Here is an 18,858-nt window from a genome sequence, read left to right as displayed (position 1 = left end):
CGTCATCTTAAACGACGAAGGCCGCCATAGCCTAATTTAGCCGCGCGCCCCGCCCGTGCAGGCGGGCGCGCGCGGCGGGTTTTTCACGCTTTTCAGCCTTTGGCCGCCGTTTGCGGTCCGCCGCGCATGGCAAACACCATGACGGCCGAGACGATGGCGGGGATGGCGACGACGAGGAAAATCGTGCTGTTGGGCCAGTTCAGGCGGATCAGCTCGCCGCCGAGCACGGGGCCGATGATGGAGCCGATGCGGCCCACGCCCAGGCTCCAGCCGATGCCCGTCGAGCGCAGGGTGGTCGGATAGTAGCTGGCCGCCAGGGCGTTGACGGCAGGCTGGCCGCCTACCACGCAGAAACCGGCGATGAAAATGGTGATGAACAGGAACGCCAACGACACGTCGGGACGGCCGATCAGGGCAATGGCCACGGCAGCGACCAAAAAGCACGGCAGCAGGATGCGGCGGAAGCTGGAGCGGTCGATTAGCTGGCCCATGACGAGGGTGCCGATGGTGCCGCCCACTTGCAGGGCCGTGCCCGCCAGCACGGCATTGGCCGTCGACAGGCCCGCTTCCTTGGCGATCGTCGGCAACCAGTTCGACAGGAAATACAAGTTCAGCAAGTTCATGAAATTGATGACCCACAACAGAATCGTCATCTTCGCGCGGCCGCCCGTAAACAATTGCAGCACGGGCGCGCCCTTGTGTTCCTTCTCATGCACGACGTATTGCGTGTCGGCCGTGATGGTCACCGTTGGATCGATGCGTTTGAGCCACTTGGCGACTTTATCCAGCTTGCGTTTCTTGAGCACCAGGAATTGCATCGACTCGGGCAGCAGGAAGAACATCAGCACGCCGATCACCAGCGGCACCACGCCGCCCACGTAAAACACGGATTGCCAGCCGAAGGCGGGAATCAGCGCGGCGGACAATAATCCGCCCAGCACGGCGCCCAGGGTAAAGCCGCACGAGACGAGCATCATCAGGGTGACTTTCTTGCGCAGGGGGCTGTATTCGCCCGCCAGCGCCATGGCGTTCGGCATCACGGCGCCCAGGCCCAGTCCCGTGATAAAACGGATCAGCTGCAATTGTTCGATGTTCGTCGCCAGCGGCGTGACCAGCATGCACAGGGCGAAGAAGATGGTCGAGCCGATCAGCACGGGACGGCGGCCGAACTTGTCGGCCGTGATGCTGAAGACGAGCGAGCCGACCAGCATGCCCAGCAGGCCCGCGCCAAACACGGGGCCGAGGTTGGCCTTGCTGACATGCCAATCGGCAATAATGGCGGGCGCCACATAGCCCATCGCCTGCACGTCGAAGCCATCCATGATGACGCACAGCCCGCACAGGATCAGCATGCCGATCTGGAAGGAGCCGATCCTGTTGTTATTGATGAGATCGGGAATATCGATCGTCTTGCCTGCCGTGGACATGGTGATGCTCCTGTTTTTTATGGTGATCGCCCCCTGCCGGCGAGGGAGGGGCGCGTGTTTGTCTCAGGCTTTATTACAATCGCTTTTGATTGATTATTCAAACGTTATTTTCGAATGGATTTATCAGCTTTCCTTGTGAATCTTTGGCTGGCCCTGGATGGCGGCCAGGATGACGTCCAGCGCCGGGTGCATGATCTTGCGTTCGTTTGAAATGACATAAAACTGTTCGCGCAGGGATGAGGCGTCGCCGACCAGCACGGCGCCGAATTGCTCCTCGATATCGGCCGCCAGGCTGGCCGGGGCGAAGAACAGGCCCAGGCCCTTGCGGCCGAAGGCGTTGAGCATGGCGTTGTCCTCGAATTCACCGACCACATCGGGCCGCACGCCTTGCTGCACCATCCATTCATCGATGCGCCCGCGCAAGGCGTTATTGCGCGCCGGCAGCAGGAATGGCGCGCCATGCAGGCTGTGCGGGAAGTTGTCGCGGTATTGTGCGGCCAGCGCGGGGATGCCGAACAGTTTCATGGCGCTTTCGCCCCACAGGTGGCTGGACACGCGCAGGCTGGCGCCGGCGGGCACGGCGCGGTCCGTCAACACCAGGTCCAGCTTGTGCAGGGCCAGGTCGGCCAGCAAGGATTCAAATTCGTCTTCCAGGCACACGAGCTTGACGGGCTGGTCCAGGCTGCGCGTGGCGTCCAGCATGCGGTAGGCCATCAGTTTCGGCAGGGAATCGGAAATGCCCACCGTCAAACGCATCTTTTCCGCGTCCGTATCGGCCAGCGCATCCTGCATCTGCTCGCCCAGCAAAAAAATCTGGTCCGCATAGCCGAGCGCCAGCCGGCCCGCTTCCGTCGGCACCAGGCGGCGTCCCTGCGGCTGCAACAGGGAGCGGCCCAGTTCCTTTTCCAGCAGGGCCAGCTGGGTGCTGATGGTTTGCACGGCCAATCCCAGCCGTTCGGCCGCGCGCGTCACGCCGCCTTCCTTGGCGACGACCCAAAAAAAGTACAAATGGCGGTAATTGAAGCCCGTGGTTTTCATCGCGATATCCTATCTTCTGTTTTTACGAAGTAATACTTCCATTATCTTCTATTTTTAAATGTGTGACATGTCCCTATACTATGTTTCATTAAATCTAGATAACGGGGAACTATCGATGAAACATTTCAGAGTGTCATTTCTAGTGACATTTATCTGCCTGGGCATTTCCGCCTGGTGGGGTTACACGCACGGTGGCGTGCAGACGATGCTGGCGGCGCTCGGTATCGCGGTGATCCTGGGCGTGATGGAAGTCTCGCTGTCGTTCGACAACGCGGTGGTCAACGCCTCGGTGCTGAAGAACTGGGACAAGTTCTGGCAAAACCTGTTCCTGGGCGTGGGCATCATCATCGCCGTGTTCGGCATGCGTCTGCTGTTCCCGCTGGTCATCGTGGCGCAAGCGGCGGACTTGGGCTTGCTGGAAGTATGGAATCTGGCACTGAGCAATCCGGAACAGTATTCGATGCACCTGACGAATCACCACGCGGAAGTGGCGGCATTCGGCGGCATTTTCCTGCTGCTGGTCTTCCTGAACTTCCTGCTGGACTCGGAAAAAGAAACGCACTGGCTGGGTCGTATTGAAGAAAAATTGGGTGCGCTGGGCAAGATTTCGTCGATTTCCGTGATGATCGCGCTCGGTACCCTGATGGCCAGCCTGTCGATGATCGAAGAAGGCCAGAAGCTGGTGGTCCTGACGGCCGGCCTGTGGGGCATCCTGACCTACGTGGGCGTCGATGTGATCAGCGGTTTGCTGGAAGGCGACAACGGCGACGGCAACATGGGCGACATCATCAAGCGCGGCGGTATTGGCGGCTTCCTGTACCTGGAAGTGCTCGACGCCTCGTTCAGCTTTGACGGCGTGATCGGCGCGTTTGCCATCACCAAGGATGTCGTGATCATCATGCTGGGCCTGGCAATCGGCGCGATGTTCGTGCGTTCGATGACGGTGTTCCTGGTGCGCAAGGGCACGCTCGACGAGTTCGTTTATCTGGAGCACGGCGCGCACTATGCGATCGGTATCCTGGCCGTGATCATGTTGGTCAGCATGAAGTTCCACATTCCCGAGATTTTCACGGGTCTGATTGGGGTGGCCTTCATTCTCGCCTCGCTGTGGTCGTCGATCCGCTACAAGCGCAGGATGGCCCTCGAAGAAGGCCGGACGGAAGCGCTGGAAGCGGTCAAGGCAGTGTAAAGAATGCGCGGCAAACGACTACACCCGTTTGTCGGCAAGTTGCAGCAAGCGTCGCCGCCGGCCTGGGGAGTCAGGCCGGTGGAGGACGCCAGGTGTTTGGTCATATACAACCCACATAGGAGAAATACATCATGGCAATCAGTCTGCAAAAAGGCGGCAACGTCAACCTGAGCAAGGAAGCCCCCGGCATTTCGAAGATGATCATCGGCCTGGGCTGGGATGCCCGCGCCACCGATGGCGCCGCGTTCGACATCGACGGTTCCGTATTCCTGTTGAAGGCCGACGGCAAGGTTCGCGCCGACGTCGACATGATTTTCTATAACAACCTGAAGTCGAGCGACGGTTCCGTCACCCACTCGGGCGACAACACCACGGGCGCCGGCGATGGCGACGATGAAACCGTCGTCGTAGACCTGGCCACGGTGCCGGCCGAGATCGACAAGATCGCCGTCTGCGTGACGATTCACGATGCCGAAGCGCGCAAGCAAAACTTTGGTATGGTATCGAAAGCGTACGTGCGTTGCGTCAACGCCAACGGCAACACGGAAATCGCCCGCTTCGACCTGTCGGAAGACGGCTCGGCGGAAACGGCGATGGTCTTCGGCGAAATCTACCGCAACGGCGGCGATTGGAAATTCAAGGCTATCGGCCAGGGATATAAAGGCGGTCTGGGCCCACTCGCAGCATCGTTCGGCGTCGGCGTATAAGTTGTAAATAATCAAGGCGGTCCGCAGCGCGGGCCGCCGCCATCACCATCATCGTTGAGGAAGGAACAGTTGAATGCCGGTTTTTAATGTAACAGGGGACGTCGACCCGTTTCTGCATGTGTCGCTGGCCAAGGGCGAGAAGATTTATTGCGAATCCGATGCGATGGTGATGATGGAAACCAATCTTGAGCTGAAAGGCAAGATGACGGGCGGCATAGGCGCTGCGCTGATGCGCACCTTTGCCAACGGGGAATCGTTCTTTCAGCAGCATATCGAGGCCATGCGGGGCGACGGCGACTGTCTGCTGTCGCCCACCTTGCCCGGCGCGATGCGGGTGCTCGAGGTTGGCACCCAGCAATACATGATCAGCGACGGCGCCTTCGTGGCGGCCACGTCTGGCGTGGAATTGAAGGTGCGCACGCAAAGCCTTGGCAATGCGCTGTTTGCCCAGAGCGGTGGTTTTTTCATCACCGAGACGGCAGGCAGCGGCCAGTTGGCGGTGTCCGGTTTTGGCGCGATGTCGGAACTGGAAGTGACGCCTGGCAAGGACGTGGTGATCGACAATTCGCACGTCGTATGCTGGGACAACCGCCTGCAATACGAAATTTCCATCACGACCGGCAGCAGCGGCGGCTTTCTGGGCAATTTGATCAATAGCCAGACCAGCGGCGAAGGCGTAGTACTGAAATTTTCAGGCACGGGAAAAATCCTCGTGTGCTCGCGCAACCGCGCGGCCTTCCTCGCCTGGACGCAAAGCAAGCCGGCGTAACTAATATTTGATGTAACCAAGCAAACAGGAGCTATGCGTATGTCTGTCAATTTGAGCAAGGGCCAGAAGATTTCTCTGGACAAAGAAGCTGGTACCACCCTGACCCGTATCACCATGGGCCTGGGCTGGGATGCGGCCAAGACCAAGGGTTTCCTTGGTTTCGGTTCGAAGACGGAAGCCGTCGACCTGGACGCCTCGTGCATCATGTTCGACGAGAACAAGGGCACGTCCGACATCGTCTGGTTCCGCCAGCTGAAAAGCAAGGACGGCAGCATTGTCCACACGGGCGACAACCGCACGGGCGCGGGCGATGGCGACGACGAACAGATCAATGTCGATCTGTCGAAGGTGCCGGCGCATGTGAAAAGCCTGGTCTTCACCGTCAACAGCTTTACTGGCCAGAACTTCTCGCAGGTGGAAAACGCCTATTGCCGCATCTTGAATGCGAGCAATAACCAGGAAGTCGCGCGTTTCAACCTGTCTGTGCAAGGTTCCCACACGGCACAGATCATGGCCAAGCTGTACCGCCATAACGGCGAATGGAAGATGCACGCCATCGGAGAAAACGGCAACGGTCGCACGTTTGACGACCTGATGCCCCAAATCTCAGTGCATCTATAAGGAGCAGTACGCAGCGGGCGGGGGACGGACCGGATACCGGCCCTTGTCCGCTGCTCTATTTTGAAGGAGAGTATGTCGTGATGCGATTGCTGATAGCCTTGCTACTTCCGTGTCTCACGTTTTTCATGCTGGGGCGCCCGCTGGCCGGTGCCGCCGCCTTGATCTTGCAGTGCACTGTGATCGGCTGGGCGCCGGCGGCCCTGTGGGCCCTGTACACGGTGAACCAGCATAAAACGGAGCAGGAACTGGAAGGTGCGTTAAGCCGCAGCTACATGCGCAGGCGTAGTCGCTTGATTTAAGGTCGATTGATCTAAATCAACCGGGCGCCAGGAATCCTTGCGCTAAAGCCCGTACGAGCGATCGTGCGGGCTTTTTTGTGCGCGTGCGAGGCGCTACTCATCGCTTTCGGCTGGGCATATTGCCGCTTGTGCGGCCTCTTGCGAGGACGTTTCCGCTGCCGCCAGCAGGGTGTCGACGGTGCTGGCGTCAACGCGCTTCATGTCTTTCGACCACGATACGAGTAAGGCGAAAGACAGCAACAGGCTGATCACGCCGATGACTAGCGTAAGACCGATGCCCCATTGCGACCACTTTCGTTGTACCAGGTTGAAGTGTTCAACACTTTGCCATTTTCCATTTTTCCAGGCCATCTCACGGCCTTTGATGCCCAGCCAGATGGCAACCCCGATGCCAACGTAGGGGATCAGTGCGAGTAAGCCTATCCACGTGCGGTTGCCGATCGCCCATATCCAGTTCAGCAGGAAGGCACCCCAGCTCCAGCCAGCCACACCGGCAGGCAGTGCCTCGGCGGCGTCACTGCGCGCGCCACAGTTGGCGCAAAAGTGCGTCTTGCCTTCCGCTTGCTGCGTCCCGCATGCCGTGCAAAACATGGGCTATCCTTCACGATGAATGGTGACCAGGCGGCTGCGGTGCATGGGTTTATCTCCCGCAACAGCCGTACAGTGCATTCTTCTTCGTCGACGTCATGGCTGTCTTGATTACAATCAAGAGTTACCCTTGTCGTGACAGGCAGCTCATTTCTTGCAGCGTATCGGCACGTTCACGGAATTGCCGTCCGAACTCAAGTTGCGGTATTGCAAATCTTCGCTTTCGATGGCGAAGCGGGGCACGGCGTGCACGTAGCGCTGCTTGCAGACCGTGTCGTCATTGATCAGTTTGCCCGCCAACATGTAGTCGCACAGGGCGAAGCGCGATTCCTCGTCGTCGAGGATCAGCACGCGCGCGGCGCTGTACAGCGCCGATTGCAGGACGTCCGGGCTGCAATTTTCCGGCCCCGTCAGTTTCAGATGGGTTTTCGTCTGCGTGGCCAGGCGTTGCAGCTTGACGAGGGCGGCGCGCTCTTCCTTGCGGGCAATGTCGACTTGGGCGTCGCCGCTGGACAGGCGCAGCGCCAGCGAGGCGATCTGGTCGATGGAAATATGCCAGGCAAAGCCTTCGAGGCGCGTGCGGATCTGGCCGGGCAGGGGATCGGCCGCATCGACTTCGCAGCGGTACTGGCCCAGGTGGGGACGGCACAGCACGGGAATGGCAAAGGCCGAGGTGCGCTTGCTCTTGACGAATTTCTGGCTCAGGTCGCCAAAGTTTTCATGCGTGATGGTATCGAAGCGGGCTTGCCCAAAGCCCATCTTGACGAGATTTTCCTTGCGCTGGCGCGAGAACAGGGCGTCGACGGCATCGTAGATATTCTTGTTGAAGATGCGGTCCAGCGGCTGGCGCTCGTCCGACATCTTTTCGAACACGGCGCTGGAATTGGGCGCGTTGGCGTCGATGGAAATGAGGATGAAGGGCTTGCTGTTCAGGCGCGGCGGCACGACGGCCATGTCGTTGCCGTACAGCTGCGTCAGGGCCACGTCCCACAGGGTTTCCACGCCCAGGTTGTCGGCCGCGCCGCCATCGAACAGGTGGACATAGGACGGCGATTCGCGCGACTCGGAACCGAGTTCCGGCACGAACGTATTTTTCGGACGGAAACGCTCGAAGGTGACGGAATCGAACACGCCGGGAAAGGCGGCCGAGGTGGCCACGGCCGTGGCCAGGCGGATATCCTGGATCGGCGAATGCAGGGTGCCGTAAAAATACTCATAAGAAAACACCACGCGCTTGCCGCCATCGGTGGCGTCCGTCGCGTTGGCCAGGAAGATGGGGCCGTCGTGCGGCAAGTCCTCGTAGGTTTTCTTGTCGTACAGCACATCGTCGAATACGTCGGACAGGAAGGACGTGCGCGTCTTGTTCGTCAACAACATCGTCGTCAGGTTGGCCGGTTTCAAAATGGTCTGGCCAAAGAAATCCGTTTTCAGCTTGCTGCGCAGCAAAGGCCAATCCGTCTGCCTGCCATGCAAGGCATAGTAGCCGCCCGCGATGGCGCCGCCGGACACGCCGGAGATGGCCGAGGCGCCGCTGACGAGGCCGAACTGCTCCAGCTGCTCCAGCGAGGCGGCCGAGAAATTGGCCGCGCGGCTGCCCCCGCCTGACAGGGCGATGCCGATGAAGTGGTCGTTGGGCATCGGGTTCTGGATGCGCGCCTTGGGCGCGTCGATGCGCAGGCGCGGGGCTTCCTGCACGGTGAACGTGCGGTTTTCCACGCCGCTGTTGGGGCGCAGGGCGAGTACCGTGCAGCCGCTCAGCAGCGCGACGAGGATAAATGGTGCGAACAAGCGTGGCTTCATGCGTGATCTGTGCGTAGTCATTGGTTGGGATACGGACGGAAACGTGTGCGATTCTAGCAAACTTGCTGGTGATTAAGCATGCAGCTGATATGCGAGGAGGGCGGCGTTGTAGCCCGCGTGTACCAGCATGGGCGCCAGCAGCGCGCCGCTGCGTTCGTACGCGAGGCCCGCGCACAGGCCCAGCACGAAGGCAGGCAGCATGGACACGGGCGGATGCACGATGGCAAACAGGGCGGCACCGATGGCGATGGCCTGCCAGGCCGGCAGTGAACGGCGCAAGCCGCCCTGCAGCAAGCCGCGGAAAATGAATTCCTCGCACAGGGGCGCGGCCAGCACGCCCAGGGCCAGCAGCCACAGGCTGTCCCACGAACTGCCGCCCGCTGCCGCCGCAGGTGCTTGCAGCACGAGCGTGCAGGCGATGCCGCAGAGAGCCGATACGGCCGCGCCTGCCGTACCCCAGCGCCAGGGGTGCCGGCCTCGTGTCATGCCTGGCACGCCGGCCGTCTTGCTGCGCCAGTAGACCAGGCGCAGCAGCACATACGTGAGCACGCCAGCCACCTTGTCCTTGAGCAGGATCAACAGCAGGATTTGCAGAATAAAAAACAGCATGGCGGCGATCAGGCCGTCGGCTGCCGTGACCCTGGCCGGCGGCGAGGCGGACGGGTCGAGCAGGTAGGGCAGCGCATCGCGTGCTTTTTGCCACAGGGCCACGGCCAGCGCCGCCGTCAGCACGACAAACACCAGTTGCTGCGCCAGGCTGCCGGCCGCCAGCGCGGCGATGTACAGGCCGGTCAGCAGCAGGTATAGATAGGTGTAGGCCGGCCGTATCTTTACCGCCGCTTCGGTGGCCAGCGGATCGCTGGCAAACACGCCCAGCGCCACGGCGATCGCCGAGTACAGGGGGATGCCGGCCAGGGCCAGCAGCATCAAACCCGCCATGTCCCACCGCCAGGCGTCTTGCCAGGCCAGCGCCGCGCTGAACAGGATCAAGGGGTAGAGCAGGGCCAGCGCGGCCCACAGCTGGGCTTTTTGCCGCAGCGCCTGGTCGACGGCGACGGGAAACGTGTACAGCAGCCACAGCGCGCCGCCTTCCTTGTTGAGGGTCTGGAAGGCCGACATCATCAGCACATAAGTGCCGAGGAAAAAGCCGGTAGAGGCCAGCAAGACGGGGCTGGACAGCAGCTCGTGCAGGTCGCGCGCATGGCCCGAGAACAGGGCCTGGCCACCGAGGATCAGCAAAGGCAGCAACAGGGTTTGCACGAGAAAATTACGGTCGCGCAGCAGCAAAGTCAGCTCGCGGCGCTGGATCACCGTGCCGGGGCGGACGCGCCACTTGCCAGCGGACTGGTTCGCAGGGGAGCGCTTGCGGCCGGCCTCGCGCTGGCCCGCGCCCACCACGCCGTGGCGCAGCTGGCGGCGCAGCAGGGCCATGCCCAGCAGCATCAAGCACAGGCATTGCGCCAGCAGCAGGACGGCCGGCAAGGCTGCTGCCGCACCTTGGGCATTGAGCAAACTCACCAGCAGGCCCGGCGGCGTCCAGCCGGTCCAGGCCGGCATGGCCGCCGCCCACGCGTGGGCAAAGCCGCCCGTACCCATGCCGAACGACATGCCCATATACATGGGAAACAGGCCGGCCACCGACAGCAGGGCCTGCAAGTTGCCCAGCTGCGCAGGACTGAGCGACAGGCGCAAGCCCGTGTCGATCAGGGTACGCAACATGGCTGCCAAGGCCAGCAGGAGCAGGCAGGCAAACAGCCCCGACAGCGGCGAAAACCAGCCCTGGCCCGAATACCAGGCGATCATGGTGGTGCCGGGCCACAGCACCAGCAGGCCGAGCGGGTTGACCAGCGTGCGTTCGAGCACGCGCGCCCACAGCAGGGTGCCCTTGTCGACGGGCAGGGTGACCAGCCATTCCAGGTCCCAGTCCGGCTTCGACAGTTCTCCCATGCCCAGCGGCAGCAGCAGGCTCACCAGCCACAGCAGCGCCAATTGCAAGGTCAGGGCGCCCGCCAGCGCCGCACTGAACGGTTGCTCGATCAAGTGGGCGATGACGGGCGCCATCACGCGCTCGCCCGCCTGCAGGCTGCCCTTGGCCTGGCAAACGGTCACCTGGTCGAGCAGGCAATGCATGTTCAGCAGGTTGTGGCGGGCGATATTGCCGGAGGCAAATAGCATGGGCAAGACCAGCAGCGCGCCCAGCAGCCAGCGTCCTCGTTTCTTTCCTGGCGTGGCGGGCCGGCTCTTGCCTCCCCGATGGAACGCCAAGCCCTTGCCGCTGACGTTGAGCAGGCGCTGCAGGCGCAATCGGGTCAGCAGCCAGACGGCGCGCCAGGCGGTGGGCGGCGCCGGTGTCATGCGGTTTCGTCGGTGAGTTGCAAAAAGAGGTCTTCCAGGCTGCCGTCGCTGGACAGCTGCTGGCGGATCTCGTCCAGGCTGCCCGTGGCGACCAGGGCGCCACGGTGGATGATGGCAACCCGGCTGCACAGCTTTTGCGCCATGTCGAGCAAATGCGTGGAAACAAAAATGGTGGTGCCGGCCGCGGCGATGCGCAGCAAGCGTTCCTGCACGTCGCGCGACGCGCGCGGGTCGAGGCCGTTGATCGGTTCATCGAGGATCAGCACGGCGGGATCGTGGATCAGCGCGCACGCGAGGCCCAGCTTTTTCTTCATGCCCAGCGAATAATTGACGGCGAAATCCTCGCTCGCCTCGTCCAGGCCGAATTCCGTCAGCAGACGCGCCGTGCGCGTGGCCGCCTCGGCGCGTGGATAGCCATGCATTTCGGCCACGAATTGCAGGATTTCACGTCCTCGCAAATAATCGTAGAAGATGGGATTGTCGGGCAGATAGCCGACCTTGCGCTTGACGGCGGCGCCATCGCGGTGGCAATCGAGGCCATCGATCAGCACGCGCCCGCTGCTGGGCACGAGGATGCCCATCAGCATGCGGATGGTGGTGGTTTTGCCCGCCCCATTCGGGCCCAGGAAGCCGAAGACCTCTCCTTTGCCCACTTGTAAGGTCAGCGGCTTGACGGCCTCGAACGTGCCGTACTGTTTGGAAAAACCTTCGAAGCTGATCATGGTGCCCCCAGGGCGGCCAGCAGGCGCCGCTCGCCATCGGGCGTGAGGCGCAGGGCACGGCTGTCGAGTTCGCGCTCGGCCCAGCGCCGGCGCAGGGCCAGCTGCAGCAGGGCCGCCCCCAGCGCCCCGCCCAAATGGGCGCGCCGTTCGCTCCAGTCCAGGCAGGCACAGGCGAAGCGGCGGCGCTGGCGCTGCAATTGCGGCACGTCGATGCCCAGCGCCGCCATGCCGTCCGCGCCTGCTTCCGACAGGCAATATTCGCCTTCGCCATCATCGTCGAGCAGCCAGCCTTGCGCGTGCAACTGGTCGTGCATGGCGACGGCGACCGTGCCGGCCATGTGGTCGTAGCAGGTGCGCGCATGGCGCAAGCGGTCCGGCGTGGAGGGTGTAAACGGCGTTGCGGGCACGCCGGCCACCACCAGCAGCGCTTCCAGCGCCCGCGCCACCTCCGTACTGGCCAGACGGTAGTAGCGGTGCTTGCCCTGCGCCAGCATCGACAGCAAACCGTCGTCGCGCAAGCGCGCCAGATGGGCGCTGGCCGTCGAGGCGCCTACCTCGGCCAAGGTGGCCAGTTCCGTGGCCGTGCGCGCATGGCCATCGAGCAGGCTGCACAGCATGCGCGCGCGGGCCGGTTCGGCGATGGCGCCGGCCAGTTGCGCCAGGCCCATGTCGGCAGAGGGAAGTTTGTTATCCATGATTCGTCCGTGGGCGAAGTGTTGTGGTGGAAGGACCAGCATACTCGTGTCCCCACATCACTGCAATGGAATGCGCATGCCGCTCGCCGACCCTTTTTCCGCCGTCACCCACGCGGCGCCGTATGACTACTATCGCCGCCTGGCGGAAGGCCCGCCCCTGCGTTTCGAGGCGTCGCTCGATTGCTGGCTGGCAACGGGGGCCGTTGGCGTACAGGCCGTCCTCGAGCATCCTGCTTGCCGCGTGCGCCCGGCAGGCCAGCCGGTACCGGATACGCTGGCAGGCACGCCGTGCGGCGCCATCTTTGCCGAACTGGTGCGCATGAACGAGGGCGAGCGGCATGCCGTACCGAAACAGGTGCTGGCGCGCGCGCTGGGCCAGGTGGACCTGGCGCGCCTGCATGGACGGGTGATGCAGATTGCCGGCGACCGCGTTCCCGACAGCGCCGCGCAGCTGAACGAGGCGATTGTTGAGCTGCCCCTGTTCGCCATGGCGGACTTGCTGGGCTTTGCGCCAGCGCAATGGCCGGCGCTGGCCGCCTGGACGCGCGACTTTGTCGCCTGTTTGTCGCCGCTGAGCAATGGGAAAGAATTGGCCGGCGCGCAGCAAGCGGCCGATGCCTTGCTGCACGGTTTTACCGTATTGCTGCGCGAGGCGGATGCCTTGCCCGGCAGCTTGCTGCACGACATCGTGACCGGGGCGTATGCCGTCGGCTGGCAGGCGTCTGGCGGCGTGCTGGCCAACCTTGTGGGCTTGCTGTTGCAGACGTGTGACGCCACGGCAGGTCTGCTGGGCAATGCCACGGTCGCTTTGTGCACGCAGCCGCAGTTGTTCGCGCAACTGCGCGCCGCACCCCAGCGATGGCCGGCTTTGCTGCGCGAGGTCAGCCGGCATGACCCCGCGATCCACAACACGCGCCGCTACACGGGCGATGCCGTGGAATTGCCCGGCGTGCGCATACCGGCCGGGCAGACGATCATCGTCGTGCTGGCCAGCGCCGGCCAGGCGGAGTCGGGTTTTGGCCATGGCCGCCACGCCTGTCCGGGCCAGTCCATCGCGCAGACGATTGCCACGGCATGCCTGCAGGCATGGGCCGACGGGCTGGAAGACATGCCGCTGGCCTGGTCGTACCGGTCTTCGCTGAATGCCCGCATCCCCGTTTTCAACACTGGAGAAAGAGCATGATTGCCGTGATTTTCGAAGTCTGGCCCAGCGCCGAAGGACGCCAGCAGTATCTGGACCTGGCGGCCGCGCTGCGTCCCTTGCTCGCTGAAGTCGATGGATTCATTTCCATCGAGCGCTTCAGCAGCCTGAGCGAGCCAGGCAAACTGCTGTCGCTGTCTTTCTTTCGCGACGAAGCGGCACTGGCGCAGTGGCGGCAGCTGGAAGCGCACCGCGCGGCGCAATCGGCGGGCCGGCATGGCGTGTTCGACGATTACCGGCTGCGCATCGCCGGCGTGGTGCGTGATTACGGTATGCTGGAGCGGCAACAGGCGCCGACCGACAGCCGCCAGCGCCACGATGTCTGATGCTTAGCGGGGCAGGGCACCCTGCGTGATTTTTACCTTGACCCGGTAGGTGGGCGCGGCTGCGTCCAGGGCGGGCGGCGTGGCCGGATCGACGTCGAGCAGGGTGAACGTCAGGTGGTTGACGGTCACGGAGCTGGCGGCGCCGGGCATGGACTCGGACAAGACGATATCGGTGGCGCCCGCGCTGTTGAGCAAACTGAAACTGTAGCTGACGTAGCCTTTCCACACGCACACGGCGCCCTTGCGGCAGCGGCTGTCGTTGACGCGCTCGAGTTTCAGGGTATCGGTGGCCGTGATGGCGACCTGTTCGCCCGGCGAGAGCACGTGGGTGACGCTGCGCGGCGTGTTTTCCGCGTCGCCGGCGCTGCCAGCCGCGCCGCAGCCCGCCAGCACGGCCAGGCAGGCGATGAACAAGGGTAACAACCACGTTCGGTACGATTGATGTAGATAGTGCATGTTTTTCCTTTCAGGTAGAGCGTCCCGGCGTGGCGTCCACGCGTGGGATGAAAATGATAATAACAAAATGATATTTTTCTGGCGCACTATTGGCGCGCTGCCGATGAATTGACGCGCCGGCCACGCGGCGCGCCGATTACTGCGTAGAATGGCTGTTTTGAAAATCAGGAAACAACCATGAAAAAAACCGACCTGGCCAAAAGCGATGCCAAGAAACTGATGGGAAAGATGAATGTTCCCGGCGCCGGTGCATTCGGTAAGGAAGCGGTGGTCGTCGACCGCCGCGAGCAGCGCAAGCGCGATCAGGCGCTGGGCCTGGTGCCGTTCGCCGTCAAGCTGAACAGCGATCTGGTGTTGCAATTGCAGACCCTGGCCAAGGAGCGCGGCGCGGATCTGAATGAATTGGTCGCCGAGCTGATCACCAAGGGCTTGGTTGCAGCATAAAGGCTGACAATGTTTATCTGTTGATAAATATCATTTATAAAACTAAAAGGCGCCTTGCGGCGCCTTTTGCATTGCGGCATTGCTTTCGATTACACGTAGGCCGCCAGGGCGCCCTTCATTTTCTTCAGCGCCGCCACTTCGATCTGGCGGATGCGCTCGGCCGATACGCCGAACTCTTCCGCCAGCGCGTGCAGCGTGGCGCCGGAACCGTCGTCGTTGGCCAGCCAGCGCGCTTCGATGATGCGGCGCGAACGGGCGTCCAGCTTCGACAAGGCCGTTTCCAGGCCTTCCGATTGCAGGCGCGTCACTTGTTCCGCTTCCAGTACCTTGGTCGGCTCGCTTTGCTCCGACGACAGGTAGGCGATCGGCGAAAACTTGTCGTCTTCATCGTCGGTCGGCGACTCCAGCGCGATGTCGCGGCCGCTCAAGCGCGTTTCCATTTCGATCACTTCTTCGCGCTTCACGTCGAGCAGCTTGGCCAGCGCATCGATCTGTTTCGGCGTCATCGCGTCGAGGCCCGTCTTGTGGCTGCGCAGGTTGAAGAACAGCTTGCGCTGTGCCTTCGTCGTCGCAACCTTGACCAGACGCCAGTTTTTCAGGATGTACTCGTGCATCTCGGCTTTCACCCAGTGCATGGCGTACGACACCAGGCGCACGCCCTGGTCGGGATCGAAGCGTTTCACGGCTTTCATCAAGCCGATATTGCCTTCCTGAATCAGGTCGGCGTGCGGCAAGCCATAGCCCAGATAGCCGCGGGCAATCGAGACCACCAGGCGCAGGTGCGACAGCACCAGTTCTTGCGCGGCGGCCAGGTCATTTTTTTCACGCAGGCGTTTTGCCAGCGAAATTTCTTCGTCATGGGTCAACATGGGCAGACGGTTCACGGCCGAAATATAGGCGTCGATATTGCCCAGATTGCCAGTGAACCCGAGGCCCAGCGCATTACTTTTGGTCGGAACCAATGCGGATGTTGCGGACATCATAGTCATGTTTTCTCCCTCGTAGTCTTGCTGTGTTCCAGTTGGCCACATCACACGATGTGGCCTGATTGTCTGTTCTGTTTTGCGTATTCGGTCTTGCACTTTGCAGATCGCGGCACCATCTTCATCTGGCGTCCATGGCGGTTCTGCTGTTGGTATGTCCCTATATTAGCACTCTCTGCCTGAGAGTGCCAATCAGCACATTTAATCGTCCTGATAGCCTAAATACTATGGCGAATGAATGCTTGATAAATATGTCTGAACAGCGATCTGAACAGCACTGCAGGCCGCTTCACGACAACATGGCTAGTCTACGGCCTCTGGCTGAAGCGAGCCTTAAGAATACTTGCTAAATATCAAGATAACAGCAGATGGGGATGGCGAGGCGCATGGCGGCGCCAGGAGCGCCGCCATGGAAAGGAAGGTCAGTTCAGGCGCGCCAGGTGGCGCTGTACGCAGAGGAAGGCGCCGATCAGGCCCAGGCCGGCGCTGACGGCCAGCAAGCCGGCCATCGGCAGCGGCGCCAGCGGCACCAGCTGAAATTCGGACGCATACAGGCGTGCAAACTCGGCAATCGCGGTATTGAGCGGCTGCAAGGCCAGCGCCACGGCGCCCAGCGCCAGCGCACCGGCGCACAGGCCCAGCAGGGCACCCGTGTAATAGAAGGGGCGGTGGATGAAAGTATCGGTGGCGCCGATCAGTTTCGAGATGCTGATTTCATCGCGCTGCTGCATCACTTGCAGGCGGATGGTATTGAAGACCACGGCGATGACGGCCACGCCCAGGGTGATGGCCAGCAATAGCAGCACCAGGCGCAGCACGCCCAGCAGGGCCGCCAGACGCTTGACCCAGGCCGAATCGACTTGCGCCGATTCCACGCCCGGCAGGTGGCGCAGCTGTTCCGCCACGGCATCGACATCCTGCGCTTCGCTGGCGCTGCTGAAGGCGTCGAGTTTCAGCACATAGCTGTCGGGCAGGGGATTGTCGCCCAGGGTGCTCAGTACGTCGGCCAGGCCGTTCTTGTTCTTCAGCGTATCGAGCGCCTGTTCGCGCGGGATGAAGACGATCTTTGCCTTTTGCTCGCCGACGATCTTGCGCATGGCGCTGGCCAGGGCCACGGCTTGCTCGCGCGGCGTGTCGATCTTCAGGAAGACGCTGATTTCCGGGTCGACGGACATCTGTTCCGACATGGGGCGCACATTGTCGAGCATGGTCAAGCCGGCGAACGGCAGCGACAGGGCGATGGCGACGACGAGCACGTTCAGTAAAAAGCCGCCTGGCGACTTGCGTAAGTGAATCAGCGCCGAGCCGAGGGCGAAGCGGTGTTGGCGGAACCAGCCTCTCATGCCTGTTCTCCCTGCGCATCGTCCTGGTCGGGGGCGGGCGCGAAATCGGGATCGGGCGGCGCGAAGACGGGCGCCTGCGTGGCCTTGTCGATGGCGACCAGCTGGCCGTTCTTCAGGTGGATCACGCGGGCGGCGGCGTCGAGCATCTGTTCGTCATGGCTGGAAATGAGGCAAGTCACGCCCACCGAGTGGAATGCTTTGAGGGCGTCGAGCACCTTGTTGGCGCTGGCGCGGTCCAGGTTGGCTGTCGGTTCGTCGGCCAGGATGATCTGCGGCCGGTTGACGATGGCGCGCGCGATCGATACGCGCTGCTGCTCGCCGCCCGACAGCGACAGCGGACGCGCCATGGCGCGGTCCAGCAATCCCACCTTGTCGAGCGCGGCGCGCGCGCGCTGCTCGGCGGCAACTTTATGCGCGCCGACGACGAGCAGCGGCAGCATGACGTTGGCCAGGATGGAGCGGTCGTTCAGCAGTTTTTGCTGCTGGAAGATCAGGCCCATGTTACGGCGCAAAAACGGCACGCCGGCCGGCTTGATCTTCGCCATGTCCTGGCCATTGACGATCAGCTTGCCCGACGTGGGGCGTTCCATGGCGGCGATCATTTTCAGCAAGGTGGACTTGCCGGCGCCGGACGGGCCGGCCAGGAAGACCAGCTCGCCCTTGGCAATACTGAGCGAAATGTCGCTGAGCGCCACGGCGTCGGGGGAGTATTGCTTGGAGACGTGCTGAAATTCAATCATGTATAGGCTTATCCGAGCAGCGCTTCGACAAATTCGGCAGCCACGAAAGGCTGCAAGTCTTCAATTTTCTCACCGATGCCGATGAAATACACGGGCACGGGGCGCACGCGGGCAATCGCCGCCAGCACGCCGCCCTTGGCGGTACCGTCCAGCTTGGTGATCACCAGGCCGCTCAGCTGCAGGGCATCGTCGAACGCCTTCACTTGCGTGAGGGCGTTCTGACCCGTGTTGCCGTCGATGACGAGCAGGGTTTCATGCGGTGCGCCCTCCATGCCCTTGCCGATCACGCGCTTGATTTTCTTCAATTCTTCCATCAGGTGCAACTGCGTCGGCAGGCGGCCGGCCGTGTCGACCATGACCACGTCGATGCCGCGCGCCTTCGCCGATTGCACGGAGTCGTAGGCCACGGCGGCCGGGTCGCCCGATTCTTGCGAAATCACGGTGACGTTGTTGCGTTCGCCCCAGACCATCAACTGCTCGCGCGCGGCGGCGCGGAAGGTGTCGCCCGCGGCCAGCAGCACGGACTGGTTGTTCGACTGCATGTGCTTGGCCAGCTTGCCGATGGTGGTGGTCTTGCCGGCGCCATTGACGCCGGAAATCATCATCACCAGCGGCTTGTGGCGGCCCAGCTCGAAGCGCTTTTCCAGCGGGCTCAGGAGCTCGATCAGCAGCACTTTCAGCGCGGCCTTGACGGCGGCTGCGTCGAGCAGCTTGTCTTCCTTGACCTTTTTCTTCAATTCCGTGAGCAGGAATTCGGTGGCGTCGATGCCCGCGTCGGACATCAGCAGCGCCGCTTCCAGCTCTTCGTACAGGGCGTCGTCGATCTTCGCGCCGACGAACAGCACGGACAAGGTGTTCGAGGTTTTCGACAGGCCCGCCTTCAGGCGCGTCATCCACGATTTTTTCTCGGGTTCGGCGGCCACGACCACGGGCACGAGCTCGGCCGGCGCGCCGCTCAGGGGCGTAGCGGCTGGCTGCGGTGCGGGCGGCGTGGCGGGAAGGACGAGGGGCTCGGCTGGTGCGGCCTCGGGAGCGATGGGTTTTTTCTTGAAGAAACTAAACATGGATGTGTGGTGGCGGGTGCTGACCTAAGGCCCGGCGGCGCCGGACACTGTGTTACGGGCTATTCTACCAGAGCGCGCCCGGCCCTTCATG

The 18,858-nt window shown here is 62.3% G+C and carries 20 protein-coding genes; 8 read left to right on the top strand and 12 right to left on the bottom strand.

Features of this window, described 5'->3' with window-relative positions; all coding sequences use genetic code 11:
• Nucleotides 1-92: 92 nt before the first annotated feature.
• Both IGS60_RS23115 and nhaR read right to left on the bottom strand, forming a co-directional pair.
• The gene (locus tag IGS60_RS23115) at nucleotides 93-1,427 is read right to left on the bottom strand and encodes an MFS transporter (RefSeq protein ID WP_230506328.1); all 1,335 of its coding nucleotides are present in this window, start codon (nucleotides 1,425-1,427) and stop codon (nucleotides 93-95) included.
• A gap of 123 nt (nucleotides 1,428-1,550) precedes the next feature.
• Nucleotides 1,551-2,465 (bottom strand): transcriptional activator NhaR, encoded by a 915-nt coding sequence (nhaR, locus tag IGS60_RS23110; RefSeq protein ID WP_070222547.1) that lies wholly within the window; start codon nucleotides 2,463-2,465, stop codon nucleotides 1,551-1,553.
• A gap of 115 nt (nucleotides 2,466-2,580) precedes the next feature.
• Here nhaR and IGS60_RS23105 point away from each other — a divergent pair, with 115 nt between their 5' ends.
• The 5 genes from IGS60_RS23105 (at nucleotide 2,581) to IGS60_RS23085 (ending at nucleotide 6,050) form a co-directional block, all read left to right on the top strand.
• Nucleotides 2,581-3,654, top strand: coding sequence for a DUF475 domain-containing protein (locus IGS60_RS23105; protein WP_230506327.1), 1,074 nt, complete (start codon nucleotides 2,581-2,583; stop codon nucleotides 3,652-3,654).
• 131 nt (nucleotides 3,655-3,785) lie between these two features.
• The gene (locus IGS60_RS23100) at nucleotides 3,786-4,361 is read left to right on the top strand and encodes a TerD family protein (protein WP_070222543.1); all 576 of its coding nucleotides are present in this window, start codon (nucleotides 3,786-3,788) and stop codon (nucleotides 4,359-4,361) included.
• Between the two features lie 73 nt (nucleotides 4,362-4,434).
• A complete protein-coding gene (locus tag IGS60_RS23095; RefSeq protein ID WP_230506326.1) occupies nucleotides 4,435-5,130 on the top strand; it encodes a TIGR00266 family protein in 696 nt (231 codons plus the stop codon).
• Nucleotides 5,131-5,169: 39 nt separating this feature from the next.
• The gene (locus tag IGS60_RS23090) at nucleotides 5,170-5,751 is read left to right on the top strand and encodes a TerD family protein (RefSeq protein ID WP_070222539.1); all 582 of its coding nucleotides are present in this window, start codon (nucleotides 5,170-5,172) and stop codon (nucleotides 5,749-5,751) included.
• Nucleotides 5,752-5,831: 80 nt separating this feature from the next.
• Nucleotides 5,832-6,050: a hypothetical protein gene (locus IGS60_RS23085; protein WP_034784905.1), complete on the top strand. Its 219-nt coding sequence runs from the start codon at nucleotides 5,832-5,834 to the stop codon at nucleotides 6,048-6,050.
• Between the two features lie 93 nt (nucleotides 6,051-6,143).
• Here the strand turns inward: IGS60_RS23085 and IGS60_RS23080 are convergent, their stop codons facing one another.
• The 5 genes from IGS60_RS23080 to IGS60_RS23060 form a co-directional block, all read right to left on the bottom strand.
• Entirely contained in the window at nucleotides 6,144-6,641 is a 498-nt protein-coding gene (locus IGS60_RS23080; protein ID WP_070290123.1) for a zinc ribbon domain-containing protein, read from the bottom strand.
• Between the two features lie 144 nt (nucleotides 6,642-6,785).
• Nucleotides 6,786-8,426, bottom strand: coding sequence for a patatin-like phospholipase family protein (locus IGS60_RS23075; RefSeq protein WP_230506325.1), 1,641 nt, complete (start codon nucleotides 8,424-8,426; stop codon nucleotides 6,786-6,788).
• 84 nt (nucleotides 8,427-8,510) lie between these two features.
• Nucleotides 8,511-10,793 carry a CPBP family intramembrane glutamic endopeptidase gene (locus tag IGS60_RS23070; RefSeq protein ID WP_230506324.1) on the bottom strand — a complete coding sequence of 761 codons (2,283 nt, stop codon included), beginning with the start codon at nucleotides 10,791-10,793 and terminating at the stop codon, nucleotides 8,511-8,513.
• Nucleotides 10,790-11,515, bottom strand: coding sequence for an ABC transporter ATP-binding protein (locus IGS60_RS23065; protein ID WP_230506323.1), 726 nt, complete (start codon nucleotides 11,513-11,515; stop codon nucleotides 10,790-10,792). Before IGS60_RS23065 ends, IGS60_RS23070 begins: the two co-directional genes overlap by 4 nt.
• Nucleotides 11,512-12,210: a helix-turn-helix transcriptional regulator gene (locus tag IGS60_RS23060; protein ID WP_230506322.1), complete on the bottom strand. Its 699-nt coding sequence runs from the start codon at nucleotides 12,208-12,210 to the stop codon at nucleotides 11,512-11,514. The genes IGS60_RS23065 and IGS60_RS23060 overlap by 4 nt, the downstream gene beginning before the upstream one ends.
• Nucleotides 12,211-12,286: 76 nt before the next feature.
• Here IGS60_RS23060 and IGS60_RS23055 point away from each other — a divergent pair, with 76 nt between their 5' ends.
• Nucleotides 12,287-13,393 (top strand): cytochrome P450, encoded by a 1,107-nt coding sequence (locus IGS60_RS23055; RefSeq protein WP_230506321.1) that lies wholly within the window; start codon nucleotides 12,287-12,289, stop codon nucleotides 13,391-13,393.
• Nucleotides 13,390-13,737: an antibiotic biosynthesis monooxygenase gene (locus IGS60_RS23050; RefSeq protein WP_230506320.1), complete on the top strand. Its 348-nt coding sequence runs from the start codon at nucleotides 13,390-13,392 to the stop codon at nucleotides 13,735-13,737. Before IGS60_RS23055 ends, IGS60_RS23050 begins: the two co-directional genes overlap by 4 nt.
• 3 nt (nucleotides 13,738-13,740) lie before the next feature.
• Here IGS60_RS23050 and IGS60_RS23045 read toward each other — a convergent pair whose 3' ends face one another.
• On the bottom strand, nucleotides 13,741-14,193 hold the full coding sequence (locus tag IGS60_RS23045; RefSeq protein ID WP_070222524.1) for a hypothetical protein: 453 nt from the start codon (nucleotides 14,191-14,193) through the stop codon (nucleotides 13,741-13,743).
• Nucleotides 14,194-14,370: 177 nt separating this feature from the next.
• Here IGS60_RS23045 and IGS60_RS23040 point away from each other — a divergent pair, with 177 nt between their 5' ends.
• Nucleotides 14,371-14,637: a hypothetical protein gene (locus tag IGS60_RS23040; RefSeq protein ID WP_230506319.1), complete on the top strand. Its 267-nt coding sequence runs from the start codon at nucleotides 14,371-14,373 to the stop codon at nucleotides 14,635-14,637.
• Nucleotides 14,638-14,726: 89 nt separating this feature from the next.
• Here the strand turns inward: IGS60_RS23040 and rpoH are convergent, their stop codons facing one another.
• The 4 genes from rpoH to ftsY form a co-directional block, all read right to left on the bottom strand.
• A complete protein-coding gene (rpoH, locus tag IGS60_RS23035) occupies nucleotides 14,727-15,626 on the bottom strand; it encodes an RNA polymerase sigma factor RpoH (RefSeq protein ID WP_170932923.1) in 900 nt (299 codons plus the stop codon).
• Between the two features lie 416 nt (nucleotides 15,627-16,042).
• Nucleotides 16,043-16,963: a permease-like cell division protein FtsX gene (gene ftsX, locus IGS60_RS23030; protein WP_070222518.1), complete on the bottom strand. Its 921-nt coding sequence runs from the start codon at nucleotides 16,961-16,963 to the stop codon at nucleotides 16,043-16,045.
• Nucleotides 16,960-17,703, bottom strand: coding sequence for a cell division ATP-binding protein FtsE (locus tag IGS60_RS23025; RefSeq protein ID WP_070222516.1), 744 nt, complete (start codon nucleotides 17,701-17,703; stop codon nucleotides 16,960-16,962). Before IGS60_RS23025 ends, ftsX begins: the two co-directional genes overlap by 4 nt.
• A gap of 8 nt (nucleotides 17,704-17,711) precedes the next feature.
• Complete coding sequence (gene ftsY / locus IGS60_RS23020; RefSeq protein WP_230506318.1) at nucleotides 17,712-18,767, bottom strand: signal recognition particle-docking protein FtsY; 1,056 nt, start codon at nucleotides 18,765-18,767, stop codon at nucleotides 17,712-17,714.
• Nucleotides 18,768-18,858 lie beyond the last annotated feature (91 nt).

It is taken from the genome of Janthinobacterium sp. FW305-128 (genome assembly GCF_020858135.1).
Taxonomy (GTDB): Bacteria; Pseudomonadota; Gammaproteobacteria; order Burkholderiales; family Burkholderiaceae_D; genus Janthinobacterium.
Note: the sequence above shows the minus strand (reverse complement) of the source record. Positions and strands in the feature narration are given on the sequence as shown.